The following is a 12,075-nucleotide window of genomic DNA, read 5'->3' as shown; positions in this document are numbered from 1 at the left end:
GCCCCGCCCCGTATCGTCCGAAATACCGAACAGCAGCCGTAACTTCGAACCGGAAACTATGGTCGAAGAGCGAACGAGTCAATCCCTCGCGCAGGAAAAGCCCCCGCGCGGGAAACCCTCCGCACTGGAAACCTCCGCGCCGGAAAAGACCGAGGACCGCACCCTGGCGGGGATGCGGCCCTCGGTGGCACGGGGCGCGGGAGCCCGGCCGGTCAGTCGCCGAGCGAGACGATCATCTTGCCGGTGTTGTCGCCGCGCAGCACGCCGAGGAAGGCGTCGAAACCGTTCTCGATGCCTTCCACGACGGTCTCGTTGTACTTCAGCTCGCCGGAGGCGAGCCAGCCCGCGACATCCTTCACGAACCGCGGCTGGAGCCCGAGGTGGTCGGAGACGAGCATGCCCTGGATCCGCAGCCGCTTGCCGATCACGAGGGCGAGGTTGCGCGGCGCGGGCGTCGGCTCGGTGCTGTTGTACTGCGCGATCATGCCGCAGACGGTGATGCGGCCGTGCAGGTTGAGCGAGCTGATGGCGGCTTCGAGGTGCTCGCCGCCGACGTTGTCGAAGTAGACGTCGATCCCGTCGGGCGCCGCCTCCTTGAGCAGGTCCCTGACCGGCCCGCTCTTGTAGTTGAAGGCCGCGTCGAAGCCGTACTCCTCCAGGAGGAGCTTGACCTTCTCGTCGGAGCCGGCGGAACCGATGACCCGCGAGGCGCCCTTGAGCCGGGCGAACTGGCCGACCTGGCTGCCGACGGCGCCGGCCGCGCCGGAGACGAAGACGGTGTCGCCCTCCTTGAAGGAGGCGCTCTCGAACAGGCCCGCGTACGCGGTCAGACCCGTCGTCCCGAGCACGCCCAGGTAGGCGGAGAGCGGGGCGACCGACGGGTCGACCTTGACGGCCTTGTCCGCCGGGAACTCGGCGTACTCCCGCCAGCCCAGACCGTGCAGCACGTGGTCGCCGACCGCGAACCCTTCGGCGCGCGAGGCGATGACCTCGCCGATCGCGCCGCCGTCCATCGGACGGTCGAGCTCGAACGGGGCCACGTACGACTTCACGTCGTTCATCCGGCCCCGCATGTAGGGGTCGACCGAGAAGTACCGGTTACGGACGAGGATCCGGCCCTCGCCCGGCTCGGTCACCGGGACATCGCGCAGGGCGACGTCGCCGGGCTCGGGCCAGCCGTGGGGGCGGGCGACGAGATGCCAGGCGCGGCCGGACGCGGGAAGTGCGGTCATGATGCGGGTCCTCCTCGGGGAATTCTGCGGTGGTGAGCCGGGCGGTCCGGATGAGCCGGACGCCACGGAAAAGATTCACCACCTGAAACAACCATGCTCCTTAATATTTCATGTTGTCAAACAAATGGGTACCCTGGTGCGCATGGCCACCACCGCGCGCAGAGACCCGCTGACCGTCGAAGTCGTCGAACTCATCGGCAGCGTCGTCGCGCGCTACTACGAGGAGTACGACCAGGCCGCCGCCGAGCACTCCCTCACGGGGGCGCAGGCACGCGTCCTGGGACTCCTCTCCTCGGAACCTATGCCCATGCGCCGGATCGCGCAGAAGTTGAAGTGCGAGCCGTCCAACGTCACCGGCATCGTGGACCGGCTGGAAGCCCGGGGCCTGGTGGAGCGCCGCCCGGACCCGGACGACCGGCGGGTGAAGCTCGCCGCGCCGACGGAGAAGGGAAGGGCGACGGCCGCGCGGCTGCGGGACTCACTGGACTTCGCCCGCGAGCCGCTCGCCGGGCTCTCCGAGGAGGAGCGGACGACGCTGCGCGACCTGCTGAAGCGGATGCTGGGCCAGGGCGCGGTCTGACACCGCCCGCCCCGGAAGGCCCCGGAAGCGCCGACCTTTCCCGGCCCACGCGCTCAGGAGCACCACCACAGGAACCACGTACAGGTCTCGGACGGCTCGGGCTCCGGTTCGGGCGCGGGCGGCGGCGGGGCCGCCGAGGTCGACGCGCCCCCGGTGGGCCTGCCCGTGGGGTCACCCGCCGGGTCACCGGGACCCGTCGTGCCCGTCGCGCCGGACGGGCCCGGCTCGGGGGCGCCGGAGCCCGGCGCCTCCGGGTCCGTACCGTCGTCGCCCGGCGCGCCGGAGGCGGGGCCGGACGCGTCGGACGACGCGCCGGACGCCTCGCCCGGGGACCGGTCCGTACCCGGTTCGCCGCTGCCGCGCGGGGCGGCCGATCCGTCGACGGTCTTCCCCGTACCCGGGCCGGTGGCGGACGCGGCGCCCGGGGACGCGGGCGGCCCCGGGTCGTCGGGCGCGGCCGGACGGTCGGTGTCGAGGGAGCCGCCGTCCGGGACGACGGACGTGTCCTCCCTGACCGAGGACGCGTGGTCCCGGCCGGGCGTCTCGAACGCGAGCTGCGCCAGGCTGAGGATGCCGGCCGCGAGCACCACGCCGACCACGCCGATCAGCACCCGGCGCCCGCGCCGGTCACGGCCGCGCCGGCCCTGTGAAGGCGCCTTGCGCGGGCCCCGGCGGGACGTCCTGGCGGCGGGGTCCCGGCCGGAGGGGCCGGCGTCGCGCTCCGGCGCGGCACGGTTCGCGGCCTCACGGCTCGGCGTCGCGCGACTCGGCGTCTCAGCGCTCGATGTCTCACCGCTCGATGTCTTACGGCTCGATGTCTTACGGCTCGGCGCTTTACGGCGGGAAGCCGCGCGGGAGGCGGAACGCGGAGCAGGACGGGGATCATGGCCGATCAGACCTATATCACCGTCGATCACGGGTTCGAACTCTCCGTGACCGTCCGCGCCCTGGCCGCCTGAGCCGTCCCGCTCCGGGTGTCCGTACCGCAGCTCCTCGGCGGGGGTGCCGCATCCGGCGCAGGTCAGTGCGCCGTTGAGGTGCCGTCGGCACTGATGGCAGTAGTCCATGGCGACCCGAAGATTATGCGGCGCCAGGGCAGCGCTGATGTCGGGTCTGTGAGGGTCCTGTGTGGAACGGCGGTTCCGCTGGTGTGCCAGGATCGGGCTCCATGACGTCCAACGGGCCGTTCGGGCCGCTCGACTTCCAGCTCGTACTGCTGCGCAGGATGGCCGACCACCAGCCCGAACTGGTCGACGACGCCCGCCGCGAGCTGGGCGTCTCCCTGGCCGGGATGCGCGAGGCCAACCGCCGCTGGCAGGCCATGGTGCGCTCGCCGCGCTCCCGCTCGGCGGTGGCCCGCTACCGCTCCGTGCTCGGCGAGCCGGAGAGCGTCATCCGGCGCCGGGTCGGCGATCTGGAGTGCGACGCGCTGCTCTGGCCGGTGCCGCTCTGGCCCGGTCTGCGCTTCGAGGTGATGACCGCGCCGGGCGGCGCGGTGTGGAACGAGTGGCTGGTTCGCGCGCCGGGCGAGGCCGGACCTGAGCTGCGTACGGCGGCGGACCTGCGGCCCTGGTCGTGCACGGTGGACGAGGTGGCGCGGGCGTTCCCGCCGGCCCGGCCACTGCCGGGGACGGCGCCGACCAGGACGGGACTGCGTTTCACGCTCCCCGACGGCGGCGTCCGGGTCGCGGAGTTCACCTGGGGCCTGTTGCAGCGCATGACGGACTGACGCACCGACAGGCACGTCACCGGCGCCCCGCCGGCGCCCGGGTCGCCGCCCGGCCGGCGACCCGCCGATGTCGTACGCCGCCCGGGTGACGCCCGACCGGAGCAGCCCGGCGGGCGCGGCGCGCCCCGGGGCAGCACGATGCCAACAAGGGCCGGCGCCGCCGGTGCTCCACCCCCGCGCTCCCGGGAGAACCTGCCGTGACCGTCAGCCTTGAGCAGTTGCGCCGTTGCCACATCGCCGTCGACCTGGGGGCCGCGAGAACGAGGGTGTTCGTGAAGGGGGCCGGGCTCGTCGTCGACGAGCCGAGCGTCGCCGCCGTGAACACCCGTACGGGCGCGCTCATCGCCGTCGGCACGCTCGCCGAGCGGATGACGGGCCGCACCCCCGACTACATCCGGGTCGCCCGGCCCGTCACCGGCGGCACGGTCGTCGACATCGAGATGGCCCAGCGGATGCTGCGCCACCTCATCGGCGACAAGCTCCGCAGGCAGTTGCGGCGCAAGCCCCGGCTGCGCGCCGCCGCGTCCACCCCGCACGACGCCGACCCGCTGGCCCAGCGCGCCGCCGTGGAGACCCTGGTCGGCCTCGGCGCCCGCCGCGTCGAGCTGGTCGACACGCTGATCGCGGCGGCCGTGGGCTGCGGGCTTCCCGTGGAGCAGCCGACCGCGACCATGATCATGGTGTGCGGGGCGGCGACCACCCAGGTCGCGGTGCTCTCGCTCGGCTCGATCGTGACCGCGCAGCGGATCCCGGTCGGCGGCAACGCGATCGACCACGCGGTGATCCAGCACCTGCGCCACCAGCACGCGCTGATGCTGCCGAGCCAGTCCGTACGCCCGCTGCAACTGGCGCTCAGCGGCAACGGCCTGACCCCGGACGGGCCGACGAAGACCGAGATCCACGGCCGGGACGTGGCCACCGGCGTCGCCCGTTCCGTGCTGGTCGACACCGCCGCCGTACGCGAGGCGATCTACACACCGCTGACCGGGGTCCTCGACGGCATCGGCAAGGTGCTGCGCGACTGCCCGCCGGACCTGGTGGCCGATCTCGCGGACCGCGGGATCATGATGGTCGGCGGAAGCGCGCTGCTGCCGGGGCTCGACGAGATGCTGCGCAAGGCGACGGGGATGCCGGTGGCCATCGCGGAGCGCCCGGACGTCTGCGCCGTGCTCGGCCTCGGGGCGATGCTGGAGGGCAAGATCCAGCCGATGGTCCTGAACCCGCTGGCCGGCGCCCGCTGAGTGCCCCGCGGTCCGGGCCGCCCACGCCGCTGGAGGACGTCCTCGGCATCGGCGACGACCTCGAACTGCGCGCCACGCTCCAGCACATCGTGGACAGCGCCACCGAACTCGCGGGCGCGCGGTACGGCGCCCTCGGGGTGGTCGATCCCGAACGGGGCGGGCTGACCGAGCTGTTCACCGCCGGGATGAGCGACGCGGACCGGCAGCGCGTCGGCCGGCTTCCCGACGGCCGCGGCGGAGTGCTCGGGCTGCTCCTGAGGGACCCCCGGCCGGTGCGGCTGGACGATCTGACGGCCGACCCCCGGTCGGTGGGGGTGCCGCCGGGCCATCCCCCGATGCGCTCCTTCGTCGGGGTGCCGCTCCAGCTCGACCGGGAGATCCTCGGCAACCTCTATCTGACGGAGAAGCGGGCGGGCTCCTTCACCGAGCAGGACCAGAACCTGCTGCGGGTGCTGGCCTCGCAGGCGGCCATCGCGATCGGCAACGCCCGGCTGTACGGCACGGCACGGCAGCGCGAGCGGTGGATCACCGGGGCCGCCGCCGTGACCAACGCGCTGCTGACCGGCGTGAACGCGACGGACGCGCTGATGACGGTGGCCGAGTCGGCCCGCGCCCTCGCCGACGCCTTCGCGGGGGTGGTGCTCCAGCCGACCGAGGAGGGCGGGATGGAGATCGTCGCCGCGTCCACGTCCGAGGACCCGGGGGACATCGTCGGCACCACCATCGCCCCCGGCTCCCCGGTGCTGGTCCAACTGCTGGGCGGGGAGCCGGTGTTCATCGAGGACTCGTCGACCGATCCCCGGATGACCACGCATGTACGGGCGCGCTTCGGGCCGAGCATGATGCTGCCGCTGCAGAGCGGCGGCAAGCTGATCGGGACGCTGGCCCTGCCGCGCCGGCGCGGTGGCAGGCCGTACCGCGCGGTCGACCGGCTGCTGGCCACGCAGTTCGCCTCGCAGGCGGCGCTGGCGCTGGTACTGGCGGACTCCCAGCACGACCGGGAGCGGCTGGCGGTGTACGAGGACCGCGACCGGATCGCCCGCGATCTGCACGATCTGGTCGTGCAGCGGCTGTTCGCCACGGAGATGATGCTGGAGTCGACCCGGCGGCGGGTGGCCGAACCGTCCCTGGACGGGCTGCTGGGACGCGCGGTGGACGAGCTGGACTCGACCATCCAGGAGGTGCGGACCACGATCTTCGCGCTCCAGCAGCCGCCCGCCGACGGGCCGACGGGCGTCCGGGGCACGGTTCTGCGCGAGACGGGCGGCGCGGCGGTCCTGCTGGGCTTCCGGCCGTCCGTACGGTTCAGTGGCGCCGTGGACACGCTGGTGAGCCCGCGGGTCGCCCGGGAGCTGCTGGCCGCGCTGCGCGACGCGCTGGCCGCCGCGCACCGGCGCGGCGGGGCGACGGCGGTCGAGGTGGAGGTCGACGCCACGGCCAGCTCGGCGGACGGCACGGGCGTGGTCCGGCTGACGGTGACGGACAACGGGCGGCGCGAGGACGGCGGTACCGGGGGCACGACAGTGACCTGGGAGGCCCCCCGGTGACCGCCGCACCCGTCGTCCCCGTACCGGAACGTCCCGTACCGAAGCGCCCCGTGCCACGGCGTCCCGTACCGAGGCGCCCTGTACCGAAGCGCTCCGTTCCGCGGCGCTACGGCTTGCGGCCCACGGCGCCGTACGCGTCGACCTCCAGCGGCGTGGTGTCCGCCTCCGGGCGCCACCGCGTGACCTGCTCGACGCCGGGCTCCACCAGGTCGAGGCCGTCGAAGAAGCCGCCGATCTCCTCGACACTGCGCACGTAGTAGGGGACGGCCCCGCTCTTGTTGTACGCGTCCGACGCGGCGATCATGCCCGCGCTGGTGGCGGTGGAGTCGCTGATGACCAGGTAGCTGCCCGAGGGCAGGCCCGCCATCAGCCGCGCGACGAGCGAACGGGCCTCCTCGTACTCGGCGACATGCCCGAGCGTGTTGAGGATCATCAGCGCGACCGGCTGCGAGAGGTCCAGCGTGCCCCCGGCCGCCTTGAGGATCTCCGCAGGCTCGTGGAGATTGGCGTCGAGGTAGTCGGTCCTCCCCTCGGGCGTGCTGGTCAGCAGGGCGCGCGCGTGGGCCAGCACCAGCGGGTCGTTGTCGACGTAGACGATCCGGGCGTCCGGGGCGACGCGCTGGGCGACCTGGTGGGTGTTGTCGGCGGTCGGCAGGCCGGTCCCGATGTCGAGGAACTGGCGTACGCCCTGCTCCACCGCGAGGTGCCGGACGGCACGGCCGAGGAAGTGACGGCTCGTCCGGGCCACGTCGACCAGGCCGGGGAAGATCTCCTTGATGTGATCGCCCACCGCGCGGTCGACCTCGTAGTTGTCCTTACCGCCCACGAAGTAGTTCCAGAAGCGCGCGGAGTGCGGCGTGCCGGTGTCGATCCGCGCCCGGACGGCGGCGGTGGACTCGAAGCGGGGATCACGGTCGGACACGGGAGAAGCGCCTCCTCGGCGGGCACTGCAGCGGGTCAGGGAGCACCAACCTAGACGAACGCGCACCCGAGCGGCACCTTTCGATCACCCCAACTCCACATGACCGCCGCCTGTTTGGCACCTGCGGGGCCGCGGCATCCCCGGACGGCGGGCCACCCGCCGCCTGCCGACCGCCGCCTGCCGACCGCCGCCCGCCGTGCCGCCCGCTCGGACGCGTCAGACGAGGTTGTGTCCGGGGCTGACCGTGGAGCCGCTCCAGTCGAGCACCGGGGCGCCGTCGGTCACGGCGAGGGCGGCGGCGGCCGTCCACCCGTTGCCCGTCAGGTCGTTGCCCGCGATGACGCAGCCGGTGGCGGTCGCGGCGGCCGAGACCCCGTTGACGGTGGTGCCGCCGTCCCTCCTGACCTGGTTGGCGGTGACGAGGCAGCCCGGGGAGGTCAGCCGGATGCCGGCCGACGAGGCGGCGCGGATCGTGTTGCCGGACACGGTGGCGTTCCCGCCGGGCGCGGTGGCGGCGCCGACCATGATCCCGTGGTTGGCGGCGGTGCCGTCGACCAGGTTGTTCGCCACGACGGCGCCCGCGCACCCCGCGATGTTGATCCCGTTCGAACCGGCCGCCGTGACCGAGTTGCCGGTGACGGTGACACGGTCGCCGCGCTGCGCGAGGATGCCGCCCCCGCCGGTGCCGGTGGTGCGGTTGCCCTCGATGACGGTGCCGGTGGCGTAGTCGGTCCGTACGCCGTAACCGCCGCCCCCGCGGACCGTGTTGCCCCGGACGATCACATCGCTCCAGAGGGCGTTGGCCAGGCCCGCGACCCGGATCCCGGCGTCGCTGCCGGGCCCGTCGACGATGTTGTCGCTGATGGTGAGGGCGCCGCAGCGCTGCGGCGGGGCGGCGGCGGTGGCCGCGCGGATGCCCGCCCCGCCGGTGCCGGAGACCCGGTTGCCGGAGATGACGGAGTCCCGCCAGTACAGGGCGAGGATCCCCGTGTCGTAGGCGCCGGTGATCTCGCAGTCCCGGACGGTGATCCGGTCGAAGTACGAGCCGGCCACGGCGGCGTGCGTACCGACGGCGCGCCCCCAGTCGCCGAGCCGGGCGGACGGGCCGAACCAGCAGCCGGTGATCTGGATGTCCCGGCAGGCCGTGCCGTCGAACTCGCCGATGGCGCTGGACCCGCTCTTGGCGATGTCGAGCTGGACGGCCTCCGAGGTCCGTCTGCTCCCGTCCGGGGTGTTGTCGACGAACCCCTCGAAGCGGCAGTCCACGATCCGGCACCCGCTAACGGCGTTGACCTCGATGCCGTGCGCGCCCGAACAGTCGCGGAAGACGGCGTCCTTGACGAGGATGTCCGAGCAGTGGATGAACGTCATGATGTTGGTGGTGCCGGTGACGATGCCACTGCCGTCGGCGGCCCGGTAGGCGTTGCCGTCCCAGGTGCCGCCGTACACACGGATGTGCGAGTGCCCGCCGTACGCGGGGAAGGAGTCGTCCCCGTAGAAGTTGCGGAAGCAGCCGGTCGTGGCGTGGATGGAGCGGATGGTCGCGCCGTGGGCGACGACCGTGGTGTTCGCCCGGCAGACGACGAACGTGAACACGTTGTACGTGCCGCCGGGCGGGAAGAGGACGATTCCGCCGCCGGCCTCGTAGGCGGCGTCCAGGGCCGCCTGGACGGCCGCGGTGTCATCGGCGACGCCGTCCCCGAGGGCGCCGAACTGCATCGGGTTGAAGACCCGCTGCCCGGACAGGTCGACCGGTGTGCTCAGCGACGGGACGGCCCGCTCGACCGCGGCCTCCCTCGCGGTGCGGTACCGCCGTACGAGACGGCCGGCGGCGTCGGGGTACTCGTACTCGATGGCCGGGACGTCCGCCACCAGGAACGTGCGCAGGGCCCCGGGGGCCGCGGTGCCCGCGCCGTTGCTGAGCAGCACGTCGATCGGTGTCGTGCCGTCGGCCTCGAAGACGCCGCCGGTCACCTCACCGCCCCCGCCGGCGACACGGAGGGTGACCGGGCAGTCGGGCAGAGCCTCGCCGCCCGCTGTGGTGAGGATGTCGGAAGACGTCCCGCCGTAGGTGTAGAGCGCCATCGGATCGGCCCTTCTTCGCCGCGGATCCAGTAACTCCTTCTGCTGTTTACCCAGATACGGCCGGCGGCTCTACGGTTCCGATTCCCTTGTTGTCGTGATGATATGACGAACAGTCAGTCGAACAGTCGGCCCCGTGCTCGGCAGCGACTAGCCGAGCAGATACGCCTTCACGATGGTGACGTCGAACGTGTTGCCGTTCTTGTCCGTGAGCTTCGCCTTGAACGAGACGGAGGTGGCGTTCTTCGGGTGGCTCAGGGAGAGTGTCCGCTCCCCCTTCTTGGTGGTGACCGGCGCCTTGGACCACTTCTTGCCGCCGTCGTAGGACACCTGCACGGAGAGGGACTTGAAGCCCTTCGCCGCCGGGCCCTGGACGGTCAGCGGCACCGTGGACTTCCTGCCCGCCGGGGCGGTGCTCGCCGGGCTGAGCTTCGGCGCGAAGCGGACTGTGGAGAGCGGAAGCGTCGAGACGTCGTCACCGGAGGGCTTCTTGGAGGTGACGCTCCAGGCGGCGGCGAGGCGGGTGGTGACGCCCGCGACCTTGGTGGAACGGGTGGCCTCGGTGCTGATCCGGTAGACGGCGGACTTCGCGGGCAGCCCGTCGATCTCCTCGCAGAGCGGAGCCTTGGCGTCGACGAGCTTCTTGCCGCCGGCGGAGATCACCATGCGCTGCTTCGTCGTCACCGAATTGCCGGTGTGCCCGGCACCGTCCGTGAACTCCGGTACGCAGAAGTTCAGTTCGTTCCCCTGTCGCCAAGCCCCGTTGGAGGAGTCGACCTTCGGACTGAACACACCGACGTTGAAGGTCCGTTCGTACGACTTCTTCGGCAGGTACAAGCGGGGAGCGCTCTCCTCAAGGAGGACATCCAGGTCCGGTCCGCCGCCGCTGCTCTACCCGACGTTGAACCACCACGCGACCCCCTTGGGCGCGGAGAGGTATGTCTTCGCCGTGGCGGGCAGGGCGAACGGCCTGGTGACCGTCTGGTACCCGTCTCCCGACTCCATCTCCCAGGTCGGGCTGATCAGGCCCTTGCGGTTCTTGGCGGAGGCGCCGATCTTCAGGTTCACCTGGGCCAGTTCGCCCTTGACGACCTTGTGGGTGAAGCCGGTGTGGAGCGAACCGGTGCGCGCGTAGAGGAGGTTGTAGCTGGTGCTGCCCTTCTGCCAGGTGCCGCCCACCTGTGAGCCGAACTGCCCCGCCGGCAGCGCGGGGCCGACCTGGCCGATGCGGAAGCCCTCGAAGGAACCGAGCGTCAGGGCGTTGGCGTAGAGGTGGTCCGGCGTGTTCAGGTGGTAGCGCGCGTACACCTCGGTGCTCGTGGCCGACTCCGGCACGGTGATCTTCACCGGCTTCGCCTTACGGGCGTCGAAAGTCACCGTGGAGTTCTTGGTCACCGAGATCTTCGGCCGCACCATCAGCGCGACGTCGGGATCGGCCTTCGTCCCCTTGGGGGTCTCGACCGGAGCCTCGATCAGATACGTGCCCTTCGGCACCCGCTTCCTGATGACGCCGTCGCCGTCGGTGTCGTACCCGTCCTCCCAGAAGTCGAGGTCGTGGCCGAAGACCGTGGCACCCGACTGCGAGGGCCTGCCCTTGGTGTCGAGGAACCTCAGGGTCAGGTCGTACGCCTCCGCCTCGCGCAGGACGGCGAAGGTGGTACGGACGCGCTGTCCGCCCGAGGTGGCCTTGGCGACCAGGACGCCCGTGTACGTGCCGTTCAGGCTCCCGCCGATCCGGGTGTCCGCGGTGAGGCCGACGCGCGCGGTGCCGCCCGCGGGGACGGTGACCCGGCCGGTGCCCGTGGTGAAGAAGCCGGCGGGGGCGGGCTTGCCCCGGGGGCCGGTGGTCTCCAGCGACAGGTCGAGGGTGACCGCCTTGGTACCGGTGTTGCGGTAGGTGACCTGCCTGGTCACCGGCTTGTCGTCGGCATGCGGCCACTGCTGGAGACCGAAGTTCACCGACGTCTGCTCGCTCACCACACTCTGCGTGATCGCCTTGGCGACATCCGCGCGGCCGGTGCCCTGCTGGAACGGCGTCAGGCCGGTGCCCGGCTTCGCGGAGGCGGTCAGCGCCTGCTTGATCCGCTGCCCGCTCCAGTCGGGGTGCTGCTGCGCGAGGATCGCGGCGGCCCCCGCCACATGCGGGGTCGCCATCGACGTACCCGACATCGACACGTATCCGTCGGCGGCCGGATCACCGAACTGGCCCTGCGCCGCCTTTGCCGCCACGATGTCCACACCGGGGGCCGTGATGTCGGGCTTGAGCGACCCGTCGGCCGTCGGCCCCACACTGGAGAAGTCGGCGATCGCGTCCGTGCGGTCGACCGCCCCGACCGTGAGCGCGGAGGCCGCGCTGCCCGGCGAGCCGATGGTCTCGTCCAGCGGGCCCTCGTTGCCCGCGGCGACGACGAAGAGGATGTTCTTCTCGGCGGAGAGCCGGTCGACCGCCGCCTCCAGCGGATCGTGCTCCACCGTGTCCGGGCCGCCGAGGCTGAGGTTGGCGATCCTCGCACCCTGGTCGGCGGCCCACTCCATGCCCGCGATGATGCCGGAGTCCTCGCCGGACCCCTCGTCGTCGAGCACCTTGGCATCGAGGATCTTCGCGCCGGGCGCCACGCCCTTGTACTTCCCGCCGGACTTGGCTCCCGAGCCCGCGGCGGTCGACGCCACGTGCGTGCCGTGCCCGACGTGGTCGACGGTGTTGCCCGACCCGGAGAAGTCCTTCTGCGCGACCTCGACACC

10 protein-coding genes are annotated in these 12,075 nt (G+C 72.2%); 4 read left to right on the top strand and 6 right to left on the bottom strand.

Annotation, left to right across the window (positions count from 1 at the left end; genetic code table 11):
• Positions 1 to 212: 212 nt before the first annotated feature.
• Positions 213 to 1,235 (bottom strand): NADP-dependent oxidoreductase, encoded by a 1,023-nt coding sequence (locus AB0P17_RS20075; RefSeq protein WP_365812929.1) that lies wholly within the window; start codon positions 1,233 to 1,235, stop codon positions 213 to 215.
• 139 nt (positions 1,236 to 1,374) lie between these two features.
• On the opposite strand from AB0P17_RS20075, the gene AB0P17_RS20070 reads away from it, so the two are divergent.
• A complete protein-coding gene (locus tag AB0P17_RS20070; protein ID WP_365812733.1) occupies positions 1,375 to 1,812 on the top strand; it encodes a MarR family transcriptional regulator in 438 nt (145 codons plus the stop codon).
• A gap of 53 nt (positions 1,813 to 1,865) precedes the next feature.
• Here AB0P17_RS20070 and AB0P17_RS20065 read toward each other — a convergent pair whose 3' ends face one another.
• Complete coding sequence (locus AB0P17_RS20065; RefSeq protein WP_365812731.1) at positions 1,866 to 2,879, bottom strand: hypothetical protein; 1,014 nt, start codon at positions 2,877 to 2,879, stop codon at positions 1,866 to 1,868.
• A 101-nt stretch (positions 2,880 to 2,980) separates the two neighbouring features.
• Between AB0P17_RS20065 and AB0P17_RS20060 the strand changes: the two genes are divergently transcribed.
• The 3 genes from AB0P17_RS20060 to AB0P17_RS20050 all read left to right on the top strand — a co-directional run bounded on the left by AB0P17_RS20060 (position 2,981) and on the right by AB0P17_RS20050 (position 6,329).
• Positions 2,981 to 3,541 carry a hypothetical protein gene (locus tag AB0P17_RS20060; RefSeq protein ID WP_365812729.1) on the top strand — a complete coding sequence of 187 codons (561 nt, stop codon included), beginning with the start codon at positions 2,981 to 2,983 and terminating at the stop codon, positions 3,539 to 3,541.
• 197 nt (positions 3,542 to 3,738) lie between these two features.
• Positions 3,739 to 4,782 carry a rod shape-determining protein gene (locus AB0P17_RS20055; RefSeq protein WP_365812727.1) on the top strand — a complete coding sequence of 348 codons (1,044 nt, stop codon included), beginning with the start codon at positions 3,739 to 3,741 and terminating at the stop codon, positions 4,780 to 4,782.
• Positions 4,779 to 6,329, top strand: coding sequence for a GAF domain-containing protein (locus AB0P17_RS20050; RefSeq protein ID WP_365812927.1), 1,551 nt, complete (start codon positions 4,779 to 4,781; stop codon positions 6,327 to 6,329). The genes AB0P17_RS20055 and AB0P17_RS20050 overlap by 4 nt, the downstream gene beginning before the upstream one ends.
• A gap of 106 nt (positions 6,330 to 6,435) precedes the next feature.
• Here the strand turns inward: AB0P17_RS20050 and AB0P17_RS20045 are convergent, their stop codons facing one another.
• The 4 genes from AB0P17_RS20045 to AB0P17_RS20030 form a co-directional block, all read right to left on the bottom strand.
• Positions 6,436 to 7,251, bottom strand: coding sequence for an SAM-dependent methyltransferase (locus tag AB0P17_RS20045; protein WP_365812725.1), 816 nt, complete (start codon positions 7,249 to 7,251; stop codon positions 6,436 to 6,438).
• A 216-nt stretch (positions 7,252 to 7,467) separates the two neighbouring features.
• On the bottom strand, positions 7,468 to 9,336 hold the full coding sequence (locus AB0P17_RS20040; RefSeq protein WP_365812724.1) for a right-handed parallel beta-helix repeat-containing protein: 1,869 nt from the start codon (positions 9,334 to 9,336) through the stop codon (positions 7,468 to 7,470).
• A gap of 147 nt (positions 9,337 to 9,483) precedes the next feature.
• Positions 9,484 to 10,170: a hypothetical protein gene (locus AB0P17_RS20035; RefSeq protein ID WP_365812722.1), complete on the bottom strand. Its 687-nt coding sequence runs from the start codon at positions 10,168 to 10,170 to the stop codon at positions 9,484 to 9,486.
• Positions 10,171 to 10,224: 54 nt separating this feature from the next.
• The coding region (locus tag AB0P17_RS20030) for a S8 family serine peptidase (protein ID WP_365812720.1) at positions 10,225 to 12,075 on the bottom strand (1,851 nt) is incomplete at its 5' end.

The organism is Streptomyces sp. NPDC088124 (assembly GCF_040685895.1).
In the GTDB taxonomy this organism is placed as follows: domain Bacteria; phylum Actinomycetota; class Actinomycetes; order Streptomycetales; family Streptomycetaceae; genus Streptomyces.
Note: the sequence above shows the minus strand (reverse complement) of the source record. Positions and strands in the feature narration are given on the sequence as shown.